Origin of the sequence: Alkalihalobacillus bogoriensis ATCC BAA-922 (assembly GCF_000621445.1) — a bacterium.
Lineage (GTDB): Bacteria > Bacillota > Bacilli > Bacillales > Bacillaceae_F > Bacillus_AO > Bacillus_AO bogoriense.
The window spans coordinates 142,676-165,466 of the sequence record NZ_KK211279.1; the positions used below are offsets into that span (position 1 = coordinate 142,676).

General features: G+C 37.5%; 12 protein-coding genes. 2 read left to right on the forward strand and 10 right to left on the reverse strand.

What is annotated here, in order from left to right:
- Positions 1–98: 98 nt before the first annotated feature.
- From T323_RS0121665 to T323_RS0121710, 10 genes are all read right to left on the reverse strand, one after another.
- Positions 99–1,805, reverse strand: coding sequence for an ABC transporter substrate-binding protein (locus T323_RS0121665; protein ID WP_026675151.1), 1,707 nt, complete (start codon positions 1,803–1,805; stop codon positions 99–101).
- A 34-nt stretch (positions 1,806–1,839) separates the two neighbouring features.
- Complete coding sequence (locus T323_RS0121670; protein WP_026675152.1) at positions 1,840–2,721, reverse strand: carbohydrate ABC transporter permease; 882 nt, start codon at positions 2,719–2,721, stop codon at positions 1,840–1,842.
- A gap of 39 nt (positions 2,722–2,760) precedes the next feature.
- Positions 2,761–3,723: an ABC transporter permease gene (locus T323_RS0121675; RefSeq protein ID WP_026675153.1), complete on the reverse strand. Its 963-nt coding sequence runs from the start codon at positions 3,721–3,723 to the stop codon at positions 2,761–2,763.
- Between the two features lie 147 nt (positions 3,724–3,870).
- Positions 3,871–5,400: a response regulator gene (locus T323_RS0121680; protein WP_026675154.1), complete on the reverse strand. Its 1,530-nt coding sequence runs from the start codon at positions 5,398–5,400 to the stop codon at positions 3,871–3,873.
- A 49-nt stretch (positions 5,401–5,449) separates the two neighbouring features.
- A complete protein-coding gene (locus T323_RS0121685) occupies positions 5,450–7,225 on the reverse strand; it encodes a sensor histidine kinase (protein WP_026675155.1) in 1,776 nt (591 codons plus the stop codon).
- 777 nt (positions 7,226–8,002) lie between these two features.
- Positions 8,003–10,363, reverse strand: coding sequence for a glycosyl hydrolase family 95 catalytic domain-containing protein (locus tag T323_RS27400; RefSeq protein WP_051556665.1), 2,361 nt, complete (start codon positions 10,361–10,363; stop codon positions 8,003–8,005).
- A 14-nt stretch (positions 10,364–10,377) separates the two neighbouring features.
- Positions 10,378–12,405, reverse strand: coding sequence for a beta-galactosidase (locus T323_RS0121695; RefSeq protein ID WP_026675156.1), 2,028 nt, complete (start codon positions 12,403–12,405; stop codon positions 10,378–10,380).
- A 252-nt stretch (positions 12,406–12,657) separates the two neighbouring features.
- Complete coding sequence (locus T323_RS0121700) at positions 12,658–14,661, reverse strand: cellulase family glycosylhydrolase (protein WP_026675157.1); 2,004 nt, start codon at positions 14,659–14,661, stop codon at positions 12,658–12,660.
- Between the two features lie 214 nt (positions 14,662–14,875).
- Positions 14,876–17,863: a YhgE/Pip domain-containing protein gene (locus T323_RS0121705; RefSeq protein WP_026675158.1), complete on the reverse strand. Its 2,988-nt coding sequence runs from the start codon at positions 17,861–17,863 to the stop codon at positions 14,876–14,878.
- Positions 17,864–18,437: 574 nt separating this feature from the next.
- Positions 18,438–19,985: a response regulator transcription factor gene (locus T323_RS0121710; RefSeq protein WP_026675159.1), complete on the reverse strand. Its 1,548-nt coding sequence runs from the start codon at positions 19,983–19,985 to the stop codon at positions 18,438–18,440.
- Between the two features lie 577 nt (positions 19,986–20,562).
- Between T323_RS0121710 and T323_RS0121715 the strand changes: the two genes are divergently transcribed.
- Together T323_RS0121715 and feoB are read left to right on the forward strand one after the other, a co-directional pair.
- Entirely contained in the window at positions 20,563–20,781 is a 219-nt protein-coding gene (locus T323_RS0121715) for a FeoA family protein (RefSeq protein WP_026675160.1), read from the forward strand.
- A 14-nt stretch (positions 20,782–20,795) separates the two neighbouring features.
- The gene (gene feoB, locus T323_RS0121720) at positions 20,796–22,787 is read left to right on the forward strand and encodes a ferrous iron transport protein B (RefSeq protein ID WP_026675161.1); all 1,992 of its coding nucleotides are present in this window, start codon (positions 20,796–20,798) and stop codon (positions 22,785–22,787) included.
- The last annotated feature ends 4 nt before the right edge of the window (positions 22,788–22,791 follow it).

Genomic DNA, 22,791 nt, shown 5'->3' on the forward strand with positions numbered 1-22,791 from the left:
TTTCAAAACCCCACTGCTACACTAAAATTTTTACCTTTTCTTATCTTGTAAGAAAAGGTTAACTCAAAGGATTGATGAGTTAACCTTTTTCATAGAGCTTAGTTATTCCATAATTCGATTCGCTTTTGCAAAAGTTTTGTGAATTCTTGTTCCATTTCTTCTACTCCATGTCGCTCTAGCTCATCCATAAAGCTGTCGTAGATCGAATCAAAATCTTTTGGGTCGGCTAAAATCGCTTGTGGAATTCTCGAAAACATCGTATCTTGAGCACGCTGGAATGGTACTGCAATCGGTGAATCCGAGCTATAATTGATTTCCCATGCTGCCCCATAAGGCCTTACAGGAAATTCATCTTCTTGTGGGAATAACTCTTTCCACGTCTCAACTCCGTATGCTGCCAGTACTTCTTTTTCCACTTCGGTATAATCTGAAATTAATGTTTCTGGTGTATTAATCGTGAACGGTTGCCCTGTTGAATCTAGCACACCGTCCCCATAATGTGGTCCATATGCTCGGAAAACATTAATTCCTGTTCTTTCATCGAAAGCACTATCAGAATTACGTTGCTGTCGTTGTTCCTCTGTTAAATAACGATTTCCATTTTCATCTACTTGATAATGCTCGCCTTCAATACCCCAGTTATTTAAAATTTGAGCTTCCTCTGATGCCAACCAATCTAAAAACTGAATTGCTCGAACAGGGTCTGGATTATCAACTGAAATTCCTATTCCCCATGTTGATAAATATCCTGTAGGTTGAAAATTGGCATGCAAGTACGTTTCATCTAATGTAACTGGGTACACGCCATGCATTCTTTCATATTTCCCATCTTCTCTAAGTGCTGTTTGTGTATCACCTACTGACCATTCTGCATCAATCATTCCTAATACACGGCCAGAAGAAATTTTCGCTTTATATTGGTCTTCTTGTTGGACAAAGCTTTCTGGATCTAGAAGTCCTTCTGCATTCATATGGTTTAACCAACGGAAATACTCCCGTTCCTCTGGTCTACGGTAATGAAGAATTGCTTCATAAGTGTCTTGGTCAACATACCATTCGCCGTCATCAGGTGCTCCTGTTGCAAAGAACGCTGGGTTTGTAACAGAGATTAATAGTCTCCAGTCATCTGCAAGCAATGTTAACGGAATCGTAGGCTGTCCATCTATTTCTGGATATTTTTCATAATACGTACGAATCGCATTTTCAAAGTCTTCAACTGTGCGAATTTCAGGATATCCTAGCTCTTTGACAACGGCATGTTGTAGCCAAAAGCCATTACCAGGTGTGCGATATTCTTGGTCAACTGGATTCGTTCCAATAAAGTAAATCGAATCATCATCTTCACTCCACACCATTCGTTCTAAATAATCGCCATACACCTTTTTTATATTAGGACCATGCTCTTCGATTAAAGGACGTAAATCAATCATTGCTCCCGCATCTACAAGAAGGTTCGCATCTCCTTTTGGTAAAATGAAATCAGGATAGTTCCCACTTGCAGCAAATAACGAAATTCGTTCTGCTGGGTCACCAAGAGCAAAATCTGCTTCGAGTGTTACTCCTGTTGCTTCTAGAATCTTTTGTCCCACTGGACTGTCCATCCCATTCCAGCTCGGATTATTATCCGCAGCAAACAACGAGAATGTAATCGGTTCCAAATCACCGTTTTGTTCAACAACCGTTTCGGGGTCTTTATCCGTTTCTTCTTCCTTCGTTGTTTCCTCACTATTACTGCAAGCAGCAAACATCCATACAACACTACACATGAGTAAGAATAATACGAGCTTCTTTCCTTTTCCTTTCATTGTTAACCCTCCTTTAGTTTTCATCGTCTAGCACTTATTTCACTGCCCCTAATGTCATCCCTTTCACAAAATATTTTTGTAAGAAAGGATACACGAGCAAAATCGGAACAATCGTCACAATAGAAATGGCCATTTTTACAGATTCAGGTGAAACCCGGTTCACTAAATCTGCTCCTTGTCCTCCTCGTACAGAGTCAATACCTGCACTTGTTGCAGTGTTTTGCAGTATTTTCATTAATTCATATTGCAATGTCGTTAACGATGCGTTTGCACTATTGTAAATATACGTATCAAACCACATATTCCATTGCATAACCGCAATAAACAAAGCAATTGTAGCTAAGACTGGCTTACATATCGGCAGGATAATTTTCCAATAGATCGTGAAGTCATTTGCTCCATCCATTTTTGCTGATTCTTGCAAAGCAAATGGCAACCCATCCATAAATGAACGAATGATAATAATGTTCCAAGCACTTGCGAGAAGTGGAAGAATGTAAACCGCAAATGTGTTAATTAACCCTAAATCACGCATGAGCATATAGGTTGGAATTAATCCTCCACTGAAAAACATCGTTAAGACAATGACGGTCGAGACAAATTTTCTAGCTTGAAAATCACGACGACTTAACGTATAAGCGACCATCGAACAAACAAAAAGTCCTAATACTGTTCCTATGACCGTACGCAATACAGAATTGATAAACCCTGTTACTAAACTGTCATAGCGGAGAATAACGGCATAATTATCTAGCGTAAATGCTCGTGGCCAAATATGAATTCCTCCACGGACCGTGTCTGTCGATTCATTTAATGAAATCGCCAACACATTTAAAAATGGGTAAAGCATGACAATAATGACAAGGCACATGAACAAATAATTAAAGACGGTAAATATTTTTTCACCAGCTGTCATTCGTTCTAGTTTATATTTTTTTATCACGTTCCTCCCTCCCTACATCACACTTGTATTCGAATATCGTTTAAAGAAGCCATTTGCAATTAATAGTAACGTAATGCTTACTAATGAATTAAAAATACCTAAAGCTGTTCCGTAAGAATAACGCCCCATACCAATCCCATAATTTAGAGCATATAATTCCAATACTTCTGAATACTCCCGGACAAGTGAGTTCCCTAGCAGAAGTTGTCGTTCAAACCCTATCGCCATCATATTTCCTATCGATAAAATTAAAATAACGAAAATTGTTGGACGAATTCCTGGCAACGTAATATGCCATATTCTTCGCCACCGGCTTGCCCCGTCGACTCGCGCAGCCTCATATAGCTGTGGGTCGATTGCTGCCATCGCGGCTAAAAAAATTATCGAGTTCCAGCCCATCTCTTTCCATAAATCAGCGGCAGTTAATATAAACCAAAACAATTCTCCTTGCGCCATAAATTGTATCGGCGATTCTATCAGTCTTGCTTTTACTAAAATTTCATTCACAACTCCACCATCTGTTGACAGCATTTTCGTAACAATGCCTGCCACAACAACCCAAGATACAAAATGCGGTAAATAAGAAATCGTTTGGACAGACCGTTTAAATAAAGAATCTCGTAACTCGTTTAGTAAAACAGCAAATATAATCGGAATTGTAAAACCAACAATTAATAGCAACACACTCATGACGACGGTGTTTCTTAATACTAGATAAAAGTGATCATCTTGGAATAATTCAATAAAATGGGTCAACCCTACCCATTCTTGCTCAGAAAACGCTCTTCCAGGTCGATAATTTTGAAAGGCCATTGTCCAGCCCCACAACGGAAGATAATTAAAAATAAATACATAAATAACAACTGGAATCGACATTAGATACAAAATCTTTTGGTTTTTCATTGTCTTCCAAAAACTTCTTTTTTGTACAGTGACGGTTTCTTTTGAATGCGCTTTCTTTAGCTGTGTACTCAATACTTCCCCTCCTTTCATATATCTATCATATCGAATCTGGGAGAGGGGAAATACCTAAAGGATTATGCTTAAATTCATATAATAATTAGCGAGTAAAAAGAAAATGGCTACTGAGAACCACATCTCAATAAGCCCATGAAAATAAACCTATACTTTTTCTTTCCTGCGATAAGCTGAAGGAGAGATGCCGACATACTTTTTAAACTTACTATGAAAATAATCAACGTTGCTATACCCTACAATTTCAGCAACTTTATACACCTTATAATTTTGTAATAATAACTTTTTTGCATTTTCAATTCTTACTTTATCTAAATACGTATTAAAATACTCCCCAGTATAACTTTTAAATAGTTTTCCTAAGTATGCACTATTATAATTAAATACCTCCGCAAGTCTTTCTAACTTTAAGTTTTCATTGTATTTTGTATCAATTAATACGAGAAGCTTTTTTAATTGGTCTTTTGATTCGACTTCATATTTTAATTGTTCATGGATTTCAGTTAAGAATGCTTCAACGAAATACAAAAGATCAAAATATGTGTCCACTTCATAGATTTCTAATAGTCTCTCCGACATCTTCGTTAAATAGCTATGCTTTTCAGGTTTTGTCCGGATTAATTTGTGAAGCACAGCTAATAACACACAAACAATGTTCTTCTTTAATCGTTGTTCAGAAAAATGAAGAGAGGCAAGTTGTTGAATAATCGTTTTCACACAGTCAAACTGCCCAATTTCAAGCGCTAAATACACTGTTTCAATCGCTTCATCTATAGGAACCTCTAAGTTCCCACAACCTTGAATGACTTCCTTCCCTTCCATTAGTACTGTATTCTTCGGATAAAAAAATTGATGTTCAAGTAACGCTAAAGCTGTTTGATAAGATTGTGAAAGGTGTTGTAAGTTTTTCACACGTGTTCCGATGGCAAGGGTACACTGTAGGTTAAACTGCTCTCCTATCTTTTGAAGCTGTTTACCATAATTTGTTATCGCTCTTCTTGTAAATATTGCTCCGTCCCATAAAATCCCGACTTGATTTTCTCTCAAAAAGAGAAACCTGTTTTCACGATGAGGAAGCACAGACTCCACCTCTTGTTTTATCTCGAGTAAAGTCTCATGCTTTACACCTTTTATTTCCATAAGAAGCAACTCATATTTTTCCCAATCTAATTCATATTGTTTTGCTAACTCCGGTAACAACTTGCTTTGTTTCTCTTCAAACTTCTCTTCAATTAATGATAAGATAAGTTGTTCTATTTTTCTTTCAATCGCTCCCATTGTTCCTTCTGTTTCGGTTAATTGCATGTCTAGTTCTTTTTTGACATTTGTTACATGAAGAATCAGTTCATCTTCATCGATTGGTTTGAGTAAATACCCCGCTACGTTACACTTTATCGCTTGCTTTGCATACTCAAAATCAGCATAACCACTTAACACAATACATTGAACACGTGTATCAAATTCTCGTACTTTTTTTAAAAACTGTAAACCATCCATCCCAGCCATCCGTATATCTGAGATGATTAAATCAAAAGAAACTTCCTGACAAAGCTGTAGTGCAGATTGTCCATCTTTTGCCACACCCGCAATTTCAAAACCGTATGATGTCCAAGCAATAATTTTTCGTAACCCCTCTCTCACTGTTGGCTCATCATCAACGAGTAACACTTTATACATGATTATCCCCCTTAATCATTTTTGTCAGTATTTTCTCTCTTTCTTTATGTTACATAGGAACGTAAAAATAAATTCGGGTTCCCTTTTCATATTCGCTTTGAATCACAATCCCTTTGCTTGTTTTAAACGAAAGAATGATGCGCTCATGAACATTTTTTAAACCAATTCGACCATCTGTCTCTCCATCTTTTTCGGTTAACGTATGATGAATTTCTTCTTTTTTCTCATCTGCAATCCCAATCCCATTATCAATGACTTGCACTAAAACAGACCCATTTACAATAGACGCTTGAACGATGACCTTGCCCCCCTCCATTTTGTTTTCTAACCCATGAATGACGGCATTTTCAACTAATGGCTGTATAAGTAATGGCGGAATTTTAATGTGTTCTATTTCTGGATCGATTAATAACTCGTAATCGAGTCTATCTTCAAATCGGTAACTTTGAATTTCTAAATACGTTTTCACCATTTCGATTTCTTGTTTTAACGGTATGAGTGCTCCACCAACATCAAGACTACTGCGTAATAGTTTGCCAAGTCGCTTGACGATATGAGCAATTTCCCGTTCCTCTTTCATTAACGCTTTCATTCGAATCGTTTCTAACGTATTAAAAAGGAAATGCGGATTAATTTGGCTTGCTAACATTTTAAGTTTTATATCACTTTGTCGTCTTTGTAATGTTCGCTTTTCCTGGTTTTTTTGTTCGACTTCCTTTAATAATTGTTGAATACTATTTGTCATCTTATTAAACTGCTCTGCTAATTCACCGATTTCATCTTTCCCTTCCACATTTGCATACGTCGCTAAGTCACCTTTAGCGACTTTTCTCATTTCTTTGTTTAACATTAGAATTCGTTTGGAAATCAAGTGGGAGAAACTGTATATTAAAACAATCGCGATTATAAAGCTACATGAAATAATTAAAAGGCCAAGCCGACTAAGGCGTCTTGCATCCTTCGTAATTTCAGCATCTGATATAATCGAAACAATGCGAAGATCATTGTGAAAATTCTCAATTTCAATGCGATCAACAAAGATGTGAGAAGGTTCATCAAAAGCAACATCTTGGAAAATACCTGTATTTCCATTCATCAGTTTCGATGAAATCGTACTTTCCTGTAAGTTTCCACCAACAAGCTCTCTTTTGTTTGAAGCGACAATTTGATTTCGATCATCAACAAGCATTGTAGGAAACATTTCTTGCGAGAGAATCCAATTCATATAATTCGTATTTACATCAATGACTAATACACCAAACGTGCCATACTCAACAAAATGAATGACCCTTGTTATATTTAAACTTTTTTGTAATCCTCTCGTTTCATCCTCGATAAAATTCCACGTCATAAATCCTTTGTTTTGTAATGTTTCTTCATACCAATGGGATTGTCTAATCTCCTCTGTAACAGGAATAAAACGCCAGTTATTTAGCATCGTCTCATTATTTACGTAAAAACGCATATTGGAAATTTCATTATAATAACGGATATGATTTTCAAAGGATGGATAATTGCGGTAGGCTTCAACGACTTCATAAACAGACTCATACTCTTTATTCACAACTTCTTTTAACCTGGAATCGACTAGCGCTGAGTTCGAAACGTATACAGCAGGAATGACAGTTTCAGTTATTCTTGTCATAATCCGGTTCATATCGGCTGACGTTTGCTCAATCGCTTGCGTTACAGCAATTTTTCGTAACTCTTCTGTTAAGAATACACCGACAAATAAAACAGGGATGAAAACAACAACGGTAAATGAAAGGATCAGCTTATTTCTTAAACGCATGTTTTTGAGCTTACTCATTAAAACTGTCTTCATCGTTTTGCTCCTATATAAATAGTAGTTTTTAGAAAGCGCTTTCAATTTAATAAAGAAAAACGCGGAGCGTCTTTTCTTTCAAGCGAAGTGCGGAGCCCTGCCTGCTTTTAGAGTGAACCCAAAGTGCTCTTCTTGGGATGAAACGCGCAGGTGCGAAGCCTGCTCTCTTCTAAAATAAGCTTTCTAAGCTTCACTGCTTACCAAAATTTTTATGTTCACTCATTTTGCGGTCAGAGCAGCCCTTATTTGTGAACATGATACGGGTTTCCGTTTTTTAGCGGCCACAGGAGCGCTTATTCACGCAAAAACAACTCTATTCCTAGCGATCTATTATGATTAACTGCTCCTGTGTCCTCCAACGTTCCAAAACGCTAGCAATGTTCACAGATAACGGTTTTCATGGCCGCTTACTAACCATAAACTACAAAATCGATAACGGATAAACCCGACCCACGTGTTGAATGATTCACTTGGGTCTTTTCTTGCTGTCTCATAGTACTCCAAATCCCTATTTCATTCTAAGAATGTATTAGAGCAATGTTATACCCAAGTCGACTATTTTATAGTTTCCTTGAATAAGCTTTCAAAGCTACACTGCTACACCAAAATTTTCATGCTTTCTTATCTTTTAAAAAAAGATATACTTTTTTTCCATTTTATCTGAATGGAGATAAAAAAGTACATCTATTATTTAAAAGAAAATCATATACAAATTAGAGATTATGAGAATTTTGATGTCATTTCCCACAGCTTTGTCTAATTGAAGCTCCACCGATATCATTTTATTTTTATCTTTAAATTCACTACTTCATTTTCTAACAAACTAATAGAGAGTCTATCATTTTTAATCCTATCAAACGGTTGTTGCTGTTCAACTTTTACAGTTTCTATCCCTCTTCTCACCATAATGACAACGTCTTGTGTTTTTCTTGAGCGGAGCGACAAGTCGATTTCTTTTTTCTCTAAATCCCATTGTAAACAATCAATCATAATTTGGCCGCGGCCTAATATTCCTTTGATAGATCCTTTAGCTATCATTTCAGGTAAAGCCGGCAACAGCTCTATCCAGCCTGGTCTTGTATACAATAGCATTTCCATCACAAGGGTGGGGAGACTGCAATTTGCATCTACATTATAAATTTGCTTACCGGGATTATGCGAAGTCACTAAACTCGAATGAATATAATCTCCTTCTTGTAAAAGAAATTGTAAATTTTCATAAACGAGATTTGCATTTTTTTGTCTAGCTGCAACAATTCCACAATGCATCACGCCATGAGCAGAATAATTTCCTCGCTTTCGTTTTTGTAGCGCGATTTCTGCAGCATGAAATAAATTGGAATTCGTCTCCGGTGTAATTTCATGGCCCGGCCAGACAGGATAAAGGTGAGAAATATGGCGATGGTCATAGTTATCATGTAAATGTGGATGCGCCCATTCTTTTAATGCTCCCTCTTCATTGATAGCATAATCAGGCAACTGACTTCGCATCTCTTTCCATTTCTCAATATGTTCTTGTTCAATTTGTAATTGCTCACATGTTTCAATTAATATCGTAAACAATTCCTTTGCAACAGCGATATCCATTGTTGCATTTATCGAAGCTTGGCTTGCTTGCCAGCCTTCTGCTTTTTTGTCCTCGTGAAGCATCGGTGTATTTTCAGGAGAATACGACGGAACAAACATATATTTTCCATTTTCATCATATTCCGTTAAAAAATCTTCATAAAACAATGCGACCTCTTTTAACAACGGCAATGTGCGAGTAAGGAAAAATTGTTCATCGCCACTAATTTGATACCACTCAAAAAAAGGTAAAATAAGCCAGTGCGCTCCCGCGGTCCAAAATCCTAGAGGCCACTCTTCATTAAAATGAGTGTGAATATTATGATTGCCATCTGTTCGTGAGCCCGCCAAAAATCCTCGGCACCCATATAATGTTTTTGCATTTACTTTCCAGTCTGGTGCTATTTTTTCGATTAAATGAAAATATCCTTCTAATGCTTCAGGCATATGACCAATACCGCCAGCCGACACGGCGAGATTAATATTCGCATCTGTCGTAAAATCACCACTCCATGCGGGCCGCCATTCTCCTGTCCATATCCCAACTAAATTTGGAGGGAATTGTCCCGATGACGAAATAAAAAGATAACGCCCCATATCAAACATCAGTTGAAGTAACGGCAAAAAAGATTCCTGCCCCCCTGATAATAGCTGTTCAGTTGGAACATCAAGTTGCTTCGGGTCACATAATGACAATGACACACGCCGAAACCATTCCCCGTGGATCTTTTCATGGGCATGAAGCAATGTATCATACGGTTGGTCATAACAAACGATTTCCTTTTTCATTTTTTCAAGTGAGGTCAATGCTTCATTAGCCATCTGTTGAACAGGTATGATCCTCGTTACAATCATCACTTCTTTCGTATCAAGGAATAAGATTTGGTTGCCACCAGAAATAACTTTCCCACCATCCTTTACATCAACAACTGAAGAACCAACATAGCCTTTTTTTATTTTTTTATAGTTACAAATAAAAGACATTGTTTTTCCCTCAACGACAACCTCATATCCGTCCACACTTTCCTCACGCACTAGCGGATCGATAAACAACACTCCATCAAACGGCTGATCCGCTTTTATTTGGATGACAATGACATTGTCATCCCTTGAAACAAAGTGGTTTTTCTCAACCTTGCCTCTGTTATCCTCCCATTGAACCTTTACTTCTCCTGTTTCATAATGAACAGAGCGCTCATAGTTGTTGATAGGACCATCTTCTTCTATGTCCAGTTTCAGCGCATATGCAGGGTGATACGCATCCGTAAATAAAAGCGGATGGCCTGAGCGTTGTGAAAACAGCCTTGCCGCATCTTGAAACCTACCATTTTTCATTAGTGTCCGAACGTCTGGTAATGATTGTGCTAGGTTGTTATTTTGAACAATTTCATCCTGCAACGGTTCATATAATCGTTCATGATTAAAAATCACTGTTTCTTGTAATGGTTGCCCGAACACAAGCGCTCCCATCGTTCCATTCCCCGTAATAAGGGCTTCTTCCCAAGCAGTTGCGGGCATCATACTTTTCATCCCTCGAAATAGTCGCGTTTCTACTGTCTCATTGTTTGCCAACAAACTCCCTCCTATCAATTATGTTGCTCTATAATCATGACACCATAGGGCTCCATCGTAATCACTCCACTTTTTATTTCTTTTGTTAATAAGTCAGTGCCCGTATGACTCAGCTTAAACGCCACTTCAGTTTCATTATGATTTAACAAAAATAGAAACGTTTTGCCTTCTTTCACACGCGATGTTACTTCAACACCTTTTGGCGTCGTCATGACAGGTTGGATTTGTTGTTCCTCGCAAATCGTTTTTAGTAAGTCATATAAAAATGAAGATTCGGCACTCGAACCGATGTAAATCGCTTTTCCTCTCCCGTAATCATTAGAAGTGACAACCGGTGTTCCTTTATAAAACTCTGAACCATATTCAGCGAGTACCTTTGCACCTTCTACATGAACAATGTCAAATAACAAGCTACATGAATACTCTCCTGTTACATAACCCCAATCGGAATTCATAACCATTGCATTTGTTCTTGATGGTTCAAGTGCATCAATTTCTTCTACCCAAATTCCTAATACGTCCCGTAGCTCACCTGGATAACCGCCAACAGTAACAAGGTCATGTTCATTCACAATCCCACTAAAAAATGTCGTTATAAATGCCCCTCCTCCTTTTACAAACGTTTCCACTTTTTGTTTGAAACCTGATTTCACCATATAAAGGACTGGGGCAATGACAACATCATAGTTAGAGAGTGATTGTTCTACACTTATCATATCTAAAGGGATCCCTAACTCAAATAAAGCTTCATAATATCGATGAACTTCGTTAACATAATTTAAAGAAACGGAAGGGCCACTCGATAGGTCGATTGCCCAACGATTTTCCCAATCAAACACAATCGCCACTTTTGCATTTGTTCGTGCCCCGATTAATGCATCTTCAAGTAGGTTAAGTTCTTTTCCAAGGGCTGCCGTTTCGCGGAATACTCTCGTATGTTCATGACCGACATGCTCAATCACTGCTCCATGGAATTTTTCACAAGCCCCAATCGAACGCCGCAATTGAAAAAACATCACTGTATCCGCACCGTGAGCGACGGCTTGGTAACTCCATAACCGCATTACCCCTGGTCGTTTTAATGCGTTATAAGGTTGCCAGTTTTGTTGACTTGGCGTTTGCTCCATTAACATAAAGGGCTTTCCGCTTTTGAGTCCCCGCATTAAATCATGGGTCATCGCCGTTAAACTCACAGGGGTATCGATGCCAGGGTAGTTATCCCACGACACAATATCCATTGCTTTTCCCCATTTAAAATAATCAAGCTCGGGATACGTCCCCATTAAATTTGTCGTAACCGGAATATGAGGTGTATGTTTTTTTAACGCGTGATGCTCTAACTTATAGCACTCTAATAAACTATCAGATTGGAACCGACGATAATCGAGAGAGATCCCTTGAAAGGCACTAACATTGCCTTCCCCTTCTTCACTTAACCCATTTGGGACGACAATCTCTTCCCAATCATAAAATGTATGTCCCCAAAACCGTGTATTCCATACTTGATTTACTGTCTCTAAAGTCTCATATTTTTGTTTCAACCACGTTCGAAATTGCCTAGCACAATTTTCACAATAACAATAGCCCCCATATTCATTCGACACATGCCAGATGAGCACTGCCGGGTGGTTTTTATACCGTTCTCCTAATTTATCCGCCATTTTTTCTGCAAACTTCCGGTACGTCGGGCTATTTGGACACGAGTTATGTCTTCCACCGAAAATACGTTTTCTCCCGTAAAAATCAACACGAAGGACATCCGGATATTTTTTGGCCATCCAAGCCGGATGTGCAGCCGTACTTGTTGCTAAACAAGTGTAAATGCCGTGTTGATATAATCGGTCAATATGGTTATCAAGGTCAGAAAAATTATACGTTGTCTCATCTGGCTGACGTAGTGCCCATGAAAACACATTTAATGTAGCGATGTTTATTCCTGCTAGTGTAAACATGCGAATATCTTCTTTCCATGTTTCTTCATCCCATTGCTCAGGATTATAGTCGCCACCAAACCAAATTTTCGGTAATTTGTTTGAAATCATATGAACCTCCTAAAACGAATCTTCTTGAATAAGCCTTCAAAGCTTCACTGCTATACCAAAATTTTTTTACTTATATGTTAAAAAATGAGCTCCCTAAGCCTTTTGCTTCGGAAGCTTTATCTATTACTTACACTAGCTTTTTTCGTTTCAAGCGAAGTGCGTAGCCCTGCCCGCCTTTGACAGTGAGCCCCAAGTGCTCTTCTTGAAATAACTTTCATAGCTTCACTGCTTTATCAAAATTTTTATGCTTTCTTATCTTTTAAAAAGAAACGTCCCGCCTGCTAATAAAGTAAGTAGTCCAGCTACTAACAACTGATAATAAACCGTAGCTGTTTTCGGTAGTGCCTTTCCCCCTTGATTTGAACTTGTTGGAAGTTCCCCTTCTATTTTTGCACCTGAAGATAGCTGCTTTTCTTTTTTCGTTGTTTTCGGCTCTTTCTCGTTATTTTTTTCTTTTTTCGGTTTCTTTTCCTTCTGTTTCGGTGGTGGAGTAGTCTCATCCTGTTCTTTCTCATCGTCGGTTGGTTGTTCTTCTTCTTTATCATCATGTGGTGGAGTTTGGTCTAGAATGGCTTCCCCGACAACTTGATTTCCTGCTTTTGTTAGCTGATAAGATAGCTGTGTCCCACTCCAGAAATGAAACGTAAGGAACACTTCTCCATCCAAAACTTCATGGAAAAAACGTTGTGGGAGTTTAATTTCATTTGCTTCATAATCCGGTGAAAACGCTTGACCAAATTCTTTAAAAGCCGTCCAATTATGTGGACCAGCATAACTTCCATCCGCATAAACAGCTTCCATTGTCGCTAAGCTATCTCCATTGAACTGTGTTGGAATCGCAAAATGCTCAGTCGTCCCACTCGTGTTTTCAAGCAGTGGTGTATCAACTAAGATAACATCAATATACCAATTTGCTCCATGATTAAATTGAGCGGTTAATGTTGCCTGAACACCTAGCTCTCCTGAAGAGACGATGTCAGCTAATACTGCTTGTTTAATTGTCATTACATTTTCATGTAGGACATAATCTTGCCCTTCTATTAAAGTGTCGTTCCCAAGCTTTAAAGCAACACATTCATTTCCATTTAACTCAAATAGTAAGTCCGTATCAGCAATCGCTTCCCCTTGTGTTATATAAATAAAATTCGACTCAGCCGTTGCCGACCTTGTTTCCCAACTTGCTTTCATCATTTCATATAATTGTTGATCCGACCATGTATACGATGTTCGTCCAAAATGCTGACCATTATCCCATAACATATGAGTAAACTCTTTTTGCTGGGCATAGTGAATCATATATTCAAAAAATTTAAGCTTCTCTCCTTGTTGAATGACACCCGTATGTGTGTCAAAACCGAGTAACCCAAATTCTCCGATAACTACCGGTATGCCATTAGCCGTAAACCTAGCATGAACACGATCAAATGTTTCAATAATATCTTGTTTTGTTGCATCATCAAACCGTGTAAACCCAGCAACATTAACACTAAATGGCCAAAACCCATAAAAATGAATTGTTGAAATGATATACGGATCATCTAACTGTACGATCGTATCGTAAAGCTCATCTAATTTTCTTTGGTCAGAACCCGTATCCATCGTCGGTAGAACTAGGGGACGAATACCGTTATTTCCACCAGAGTTACGGACAATATCGTAAAACGATGTATTTAAATCATATAAAAACTGAAACTTCTCTTCCTCAGAACCCCAGAATCTTGGTTCATTAATACTTTCAAACATGACTTCAACCGGATAATCTTTAAACCGCTCTGCAAGCTGTTCCCAAATAGCATCAAACCTATCAAGGGAAGCATCATAATCGTTATACATTCCTTCCTCTAACCAAATCCAAGAATCATGATGAATGTTAATCATGACATATAAATCCTCATCTAATGACCATTGCACAGCTTGTTCCACTCTTTGAATAAAGGCCGGATCAATCGTATAATCTGGTGCACCTGACATTCTTTGGTCAAACGTGATTGGAATTCTGATGCTGTTAAATCCTTGAGCAGCGATTTGTTCGATTAGCTCCTTTGTCACTCTTGGGTTGCCCCACGCGGTTTCATCTGTACCAACCGCATCAAACGTATTTCCTAAATTCCAGCCCGGCTGCATTTGTTTTACATATTCATTAATTTCCAATGACGCTTGCCTTTCATTTGCCATGCTAGTTATTGAAAAAAATAAGGTAACAATGAGAATCATAATTAAGATCACACATATTTTTCGATAAAGTAACCTTGACATCCATTCCCCTCCTTGATCATAGTTTTCCGAAACTTAAGCGTTTACATATAAAATCTAACATAATAGGTAAAAGAGAAGTACACTAGGAATTAGAGAGAAAATACGGTAAAAACTAGAGGTTTATAAAACAAAAAAAAGCCTGTCGACTGTTTCGCTTTCACGAAATTTTTGTCAACAAGCAAAGCTACGCATTTGTATAGTTTTTTCTTATACGTTATCCTTCTAAAACTTCTCGATTCATTGCAGTATCGGTCATCCCTGTTCTTTTGTTCTTTATTACAATCGTAACAAAAGTGAGAGCGCTGAATAAAACGAAGAATCCAATTAACACCATTGCATTTTCAAATAAATAACCAAAATTATTAAGTGAAATCGCTGACTTTAAGCCTGCAATAGAGTATGTCAATGGTGCAATAACACTAATGTTTTGTAATCCATCAGGCAAGAGATAAATCGGTAATTGTCCGCCTGTTGTTCCAAGCTGTAAAGCGATAAAAGCAAAGACAATGATTCTACCAACATTGCCAGCTAATGTGACAAAGAAAAGCACAATAGCTGCAAAACTTAAACTTGCTATTATGGTGAACATGACAAATTGGAAGCCATTCGCAACATCTAACCCTAAAACAACTAATGTTACAAAAGAAACTAATAACGCTTGAACTATCGCTAAAATAGCTGTAAGCATGAATTTACTTGTAAACCATGAAAGTCCAGAGCTAGGTGTTCCTTCAGGTTTTGCTAGATTAACAAACAACGACATAATTAAAATGCCCATAAATAAAGCAAGAGACACATGATATGGTGCTGTTGAATTACGATACTGTGGAAATGGATTCACTTTCTCTTCTACAGTATTGACAGGGGCCGCAAACATTTCGTAATTTGAATCAGAAACTTGGATACCACCTGTTTGTGCCGCTCCATCCGCCAGTTTTGTATACAGTTCTTCACTACCATCTTTTAATCTGTCAGCTCCATCATGTAAAAGCTTAACTCCATCTGTTAATGTACCCCAGCCTGTTTCCACAGTTGCCGTACCATCTTTAATTTGACCTGTCCCATCATGTAATTGACTGACACCTGTCGTTAACGTGCCCCAGCCCGTTTTTACACTTGACGTTCCGCTCTCAATTTGTTGTGTACCTGCATGCAGATCAGTCACACCTCTAGTTAGTGTTCCCCAGCCATCTTTAACACTGGATGTTCCAACTTTTAACTGTGCTGTCCCCGCTTGAAGTTCACCAACCCCACTTGTTAAAGCACCCCAGCCTGTATGGACGCTTTGTGTTCCAGCCTTTAATTGCCATGTTCCCGCTTGGAGGTCACTAACACCATTCGTTAAACTACCCCAACCGTTATTTACACTTGAAGTCCCTACTTGAAGTTGGTTCGTTCCTGCTTGAAGGGTAGTGACTCCAGTAGTTAAATCCGTCCAACCGGTTTGAAGTGATGCCGTTCCTCCTTTTAACTGAGTTGTTCCGCCTTTTAGCTCGGTTACACCTACAATTAATTCACCCCAGCCTGTATTTACTGTAGCGGTTCCTCCTGCAACGAGCTGAGCACCACCCACCAATTGAGTTGTTCCTGTTTGGACTTGTGTTTGGCCAGCAACTAATTGCGTTAAACCATTCGTCAATTGAGCTGCTCCTGCATCAGCGGTTTGAAGTCCACTTGCTAATGAATCAACACCTGCTTTAATCGTTGTCGTTGATGAGGATAAATCATTTGTACCTGAGGCAACAGCCTGACTAATCCCTAAAAGCTGTTGGAATTCAGGATCATTTTGAAGATTATGATTGTTCATATATTGCTCAATGGCTGTAGCTAATTGACTTGCTCCACCGGCAACTTGGGCCGAAGCATTTTGCCAATCTTGAACACCTTGAGATAAATTTTGACTTCCTGTTACTAAGCTCGAAGTCCCTTGTTTCAGTTGGGTAGCTCCTGCTTTAGATTCTTCTAAACCAGCTAATACTTGAGTAACACCATCATGGACTCCTTGACTTCCAACTACTAAAGACTGAGCCCCCTGTGCTAACGTGGCTACATCATCTTCTTTAGCTTGTAACGTCGTTAACAATTGGGCTGTTCCCCCGTCTAGTTGTGAAGCACCGTTAGCTAGTGTGGAGATATTAGGTGCACCACTTTTTAACGATTGTAACACTTGATTTGCACCGCTATTCACTTGTGTGGCTCCATCGGCTAATAGCGAAATATTGGGCGCCCCAGCCTTTAATGACGACAACACTTGACTAGTTCCATTGTCGACAGCAGTAGCACCATCGGCTAACTTTGCGATATTTGGTGTACCATCCTTTAGTGAAGAAAGCACTTGGCTTGTTCCACTATCTACTGCTGATGCTCCATCTGCTAGCTTTGCGATATTTGGTGCACCATCTTGTAAGGAACTTAAAAGTTTACTAGTTCCTCCGTGCACAGCCGAAGCACCGTCAGCCAATCTTGAAATGTCTGGAGACTTTTCATTTAATGAAGATAACACTTGATTTGTCCCATCATTAAGAGTAACCGCTCCGTCTGCTAATTTAGAAATATCAGGTGCCTTTTCTTCTAATGAAGATAACATCTCTTCTGTCCCGTCATACACTTGAATCGTGCCATCATGAATTTGTTTTGAGCCATCAGAAGCAGCTTCAAATCCTTGTGCAACGTCGCCAAGTGTATTAAAGACATTAGTTGCATATTTTTGAGTAATGGAATTAGAAAGACCATCTTTTATTCTTTCTGTAGCTGACCTTGTTACTTGTGATGCAAAGAAACTAAGTCCTTCATTTTGTGTGTATTTTAACTCCATCTTTTTCGGTTCATCATCTAATAACGTCGATAAATTGGCTGAAAAATCTTCAGGGATTTCAATTACTAAAAAATAATCAAGATTTTTCAAGCCTTTTTCTGCTTCTTCTGAAGAAACAACGCTCCAATCTAGTGCCGGGTTTTCTTGCAAGTCTGCAATCAAATCAGCACCTACATTCAGTGGTTCATCATCAACCATTGTCCCTTTATCATTGTTCACAATAGCCACCGGTAAATTTGATATATTGTCATATGGGCTCCATGTTGCAGAAAGTTGCAAGATAGTATATATGACAGGAATGAATAGTACACCTAGTACCGAAAACAGTACCGCTTTTCGTTTCGTAATCGTAGCAAAATCAGCAACTAATAATGATAACGCTTTCATTTTCTTGCCCCCTTCTCTTTAAGGTTTTGAAAAAAGATTCATGTACAGACAAACTCAAATGGTTTACATACGGAATACGATGCGGTAAATTCCCCCCTTTCAATAACTATTCCTCCGTTTGAAAACAACTAATGTTTGCAGAATTTTGTTTCTAACCTTTTTCTAGGCAAGTACAAAACTATTTGAAAATTTTGAATTTATTCTCTCATAATATGTAAGTTCCACATAATGAACAATCCCACAAAATATCGTACAATTTTTCATAATTCTTAATACCCGACATTTGTAGGGATGTACAATAAGAAAAACGCGGGATCGTCTTTACGTTCCAAGCGAAGTGCGGAGCCCTGCCCGCTTTTGACAGTGAACCCCAAGTGCTCTTCTTGGGGTGAAACGCGCAGGTGCGTAGCCTTCGCTCTTCTTGAATAAGTATTCAAAGCTTCACTGCTACACCAAAATTTTTATGCTTACTTATCTTTTAAACAAAACTTTTCTGTCCAATTCAAAACTATCAATTTTTTATCAAAAAAAAATCTTGAAAGGAGTAGCTTCTCCTCTCAAGATAAAAAGACGTTTATGAAATAAGTCCTTGCTGAATTGCCATAGCTACAGCATGAATCCGGTTTTTGGCATTCATTCTTTTAATTGAACTTGAAATATAATCCCTCACTGTATATTTACTAAGGTTTAAATATTCTGCTATTTCTTCTATCGAATCACCATTTTTAATCATTTGCAATACCTCTATTTCTCGTCGAGATAATCTAGAGGAAAGAGCGTGTTGTAAATACAATTCTTTATAATCTTGGTACTTCATTAACACTTCACCAACGAGATGACCTACCTTTTGTAAAGCGATCATTGTTTCATTGCTCACTTCAAAATGCTGATGTTCCCCTTGGTCTAAAATAACAGATCCTAGCAATTTATTTTCTGTTAAGGTATAAATCGGTGCTATGACAATCGACTTTAATTTAAACTGCTTTATATAATGTTCGGGTAAACAGGTTATAGCAGAAGCATAATAAAGCGGCCGGTAAAAACTTAAATCTTTTACATTTTTATTTATTAGTTGGACTGTTGTTATATTTTCTTTAATCGTTTTAATAACATCTGTATTAAGTTGATAACCAGTTAAACCTATGCTCATTTTTTCTGTATCCTTATAAGAAAAAAAAGCGCATCGTTCAAATGGAAAATAGCGAACATATCCAGATGCAATTCGTTCAATTAACTCATGCACCCCTTTTGATTGAATCATCCATTGCTGAAAAAAAAGCAAACTATCTTTCCATTGGTTTTGCTTCGTTAATCGTGTATATGATTCAAAATTTCTTTCATACATTTTAATTGATAACTGAAGCGTGTCCTTTACAGGTTGCCACTCATGTTCAGGTGTAAAAAACAATAAAACTTCATGTTTCACTTGAATTGAAAAAACATAAAGTGTTTCTTCTCTTTCTTTCGTCTGTACTAAACTAGTAACTGCCGATGTTAATAAATTTAACGACTCCGATTTAAGCGTTTTCAACATATTCAACCAAGAACCATCATTTTCTTGTTCTTTATTTTGTATTATATCTTTAATCGCATATATTTGTTCTTCTTGTTTAACCCTCACAACCCAGTGTATAGGGAGCGGCTCTAGCGAAAATAAATGTCTCACGTAGGAGCTAAGGTCCACGACTTTATTGGAAGAATAATTTAATAGCCTCTGAAAAACATGATCGAAGAAATACTGAATCGATTGATATTTATAATAGTTTACGTTCGATTTTTGTTGACTCACCTTATGAGCACCTTTTTCCAATAAAGAAAAAATCAACACTAAATGATGACTATCGATATGAGAGTGATAATTTGTCCAATCGTCTTGAAGTTCATCCATCCACTGATGATAGTTAGTATATTGCCAATGAAACACATATTTTTGTAACAGTTCAATGACAAGCCATAACTGCTCTTTGAACTCATCTTCTTTTGAGGTCATATATTCATCATTCATGAACAATTGTTGTTCTGAAAACTTCTTCCACTCTTGAAGAATCATCATTTCATTTTTTTGCAAAATATGAATGCCTTCTTCAATTAAATATTCCATATGTCGATTTAATGATGTCAACTTGGTGAACCTCCTTTTTGCCTTCTCTACACTAGGTCGCTTTTTTAATAGTAAAGTGGATAGTATATAATTCGACATTGTTTTTGGATTTCCCTATTTGGTCGTTCGCTTGTTTTTAAGCAGGGTTTGTAATCTTTTTACAGATGTGTTATAATATTAAAATACGTTATTTGATACACTTTATAAGTTCCTTTCACTATGTTTTTTTTCGTAAAGATTTTGGTATTCAATAAATGGATTTTATATATACTTATTCACACTGGATTGGCTTCGGAGCCATTAGGATGTAAGAGAGGTAGGGCTTACATTGTTTAGGTTAGAAGACGTTATGAATAATCGCGGCTATCTCTACAAAGCTATAGTTAACTAGGTTATAAATTATCATTTTAATACGTAATGACATGTGAACGAGATTATTTCGTTCACATTTTTTATTTTTTCAAACATATTGTGTCTAATTTTAACAGTCCATATTGTTAACACATTATGTCGTCACAAATTTTTCCAATTTCACTTCCTTATTTTTAATTATAATTGATAATGATAATCAATATAATAAGTAAGGAGGATGTTTCAAATGGTGTTATCATTTTTAAAACGTGGTCAAAAAGCAAAGATAGTAAAAATCAATCACCCCATTTTACGGATGGAGGCCGTTCGCTTCGGCATTCATGTCGGACAGTGGATTGAATGTTATGAGGTCATCCCAGCAGGACCAATAATTATAAAAAAACAAAACATTGAAATTGCGGTTGGCAGAAAACTAGCTAATGCGATTGAAGTGTCTAGTTTATAAAAGGGGGCTTTTATATGAGTTGCCATTATACTCCGCTCCCTATAAAAAAAGACTCCTCCTCTGAATGGATTGCATTAGTTGGAAATCCGAATGTAGGAAAGTCTGTTATTTTCCATGCATTAACCAATATTTACGTTGATGTTTCAAACTTCCCAGGAACAACATTAGATGTATACCATGGTAAATTCAACGATGATATTATCTTTGATACTCCAGGAGTTTACGGTTTCTCTTCTTTCAATGAAGAAGAAAAAATCACACGTGATTTAATCCTACAGGCTGACCGTATCATCAATGTAATTAACGCTACTCATTTAGAACGTGACTTGTTTTTAACTCAACAATTAATTGATACTAATAAACCTATCCTTGTTGTAATTAATATGATGGATGAAGCGAAGAAAAGTGGAATATCAATTGACATTACAAGGCTATCTAATGTATTAGGAGTTCCTGTTATACCAATGATAGCTACTAGCAGAATAGGGGTTAATGAAGTCAAAAAGGAAATCAAACAATCCAAACCAGGAAATGTTACGCCTATTATAAGTGAACTATTACCCGAGCTAAAAGAGATAAACGTAACTCAAGCTGAAAAACTCCTTTTATTGGAAGGAGATCCTGACATTACTGAAAAACTAAATCCAAGTATGAATTCTTATTTAGAAGAGATATACTCAGCACGGAGAGAATATATAAACAGCATTATTCAGCAATCTGTAATAACAGATGGTACAACTACTAATATTGGAATAATACTTGGGCGATCCCTTATTCGCCCTCTTTACGGAATTCCTTTTCTTGTTTTCATATTGTTTATCATGTATCAAGCTATAGGGGTATTCGTAGCAGAAAGTGTTGTTGGTTTTACCGAAGATACGATTATGGGTGAATACTATGAACCTTTTATCGTATCATTTATAACCGACACAATCGGTGTAAAAGAGCAAAGTCTTCTTGGAGAATATATTGTTGGAGAATTTGGTTTACTAACGATGACGGTCATTTATGTTCTAGGATTGATTTTTCCACTTGTATTTAGCTTTTATTTCTTTTTATCTCTTTTTGAAGACAGTGGGTACTTGCCTAGATTAGCTGCATTAGTTGACCGCTTACTGCAAAGTATCGGACTAAACGGCCGTGCGATCATTCCAATGATTTTAGGGTTAGGTTGCATTACGATGGCCACCTTAACAACAAGAATGTTAGGAAGTGAAAGAGAAAAACGCATCGTTACTTTTTTATTAGCTCTTTCTATACCTTGTTCTGCCCAGCTAGCTGTTATACTCACCTTACTCTCTGGTGTTGGCTTTAGTTATATCATTTTATACTTCGGTGTCCTTATCTTGATTTTGACTATCGTTGGACAATTTTTAGCTGAAATCTTAAATGGCCATTCTACTTCATTATTACTTGATATCCCACCTATGAGAATTCCACATCTAGTAAATGTTTTGAAGAAAACATCGATAAAAACCATTCATTTTCTAAAAGAGGCTACACCACTGTTTGCGTTCGGAGCTATTATCGTCACAACGTTACAAGTAACAGGTTTTTCTGAAAAAATCTCATCCATGCTCCGGCCTTTAACGGTTTATTGGCTTGGTTTACCAGAAGAAACTTCTAACGCTTTTATTATGGGAATCATTCGTCGAGATTTTGGAGCTGCAGGTTTGCATGAGCTTACTCTATCCCCTAGTCAGACCATTGTCTCCCTATTGACGATAACCTTATTTGTGCCATGCATCGCCTCAGTCCTCATTATTTTTAAAGAGCGTCCTAAGAAAGAAGCCTTGCTCATGTGGGGCAGTACCTTTTTCGTTAGTTTTCTTGTAGGTGGGATCGTACAGCACCTCCTTCAAGCAGTCCAACATTTTTCAAAGCCTTTCCAAGTGGGATTTATTCTTTTCTTTTTTATGTTTGTGGTAGGTATTAGTAAAATCATAGTACGCTTAGTAATAAACAAAAGAAAGAGGCACGAAAATGACTGGGAAAAAGCAGCTTAATTTG

Coding starts and splice junctions, on each gene's coding strand:
- T323_RS0121665 (WP_026675151.1), bottom strand. CDS start 1,805: ATGAAAGGAAAAGGAAAGAAGCTCGTATTATTCTTACTCATGTGTAGT.
- T323_RS0121670 (WP_026675152.1), bottom strand. CDS start 2,721: ATGACAGCTGGTGAAAAAATATTTACCGTCTTTAATTATTTGTTCATG.
- T323_RS0121680 (WP_026675154.1), bottom strand. CDS start 5,400: ATGTATAAAGTGTTACTCGTTGATGATGAGCCAACAGTGAGAGAGGGG.
- T323_RS0121685 (WP_026675155.1), bottom strand. CDS start 7,225: ATGAAGACAGTTTTAATGAGTAAGCTCAAAAACATGCGTTTAAGAAAT.
- T323_RS0121695 (WP_026675156.1), bottom strand. CDS start 12,405: ATGATTTCAAACAAATTACCGAAAATTTGGTTTGGTGGCGACTATAAT.
- T323_RS0121700 (WP_026675157.1), bottom strand. CDS start 14,661: ATGTCAAGGTTACTTTATCGAAAAATATGTGTGATCTTAATTATGATT.
- T323_RS0121705 (WP_026675158.1), bottom strand. CDS start 17,863: ATGAAAGCGTTATCATTATTAGTTGCTGATTTTGCTACGATTACGAAA.
- T323_RS0121715 (WP_026675160.1), top strand. CDS start 20,563: ATGGTGTTATCATTTTTAAAACGTGGTCAAAAAGCAAAGATAGTAAAA.
- feoB (WP_026675161.1), top strand. CDS start 20,796: ATGAGTTGCCATTATACTCCGCTCCCTATAAAAAAAGACTCCTCCTCT.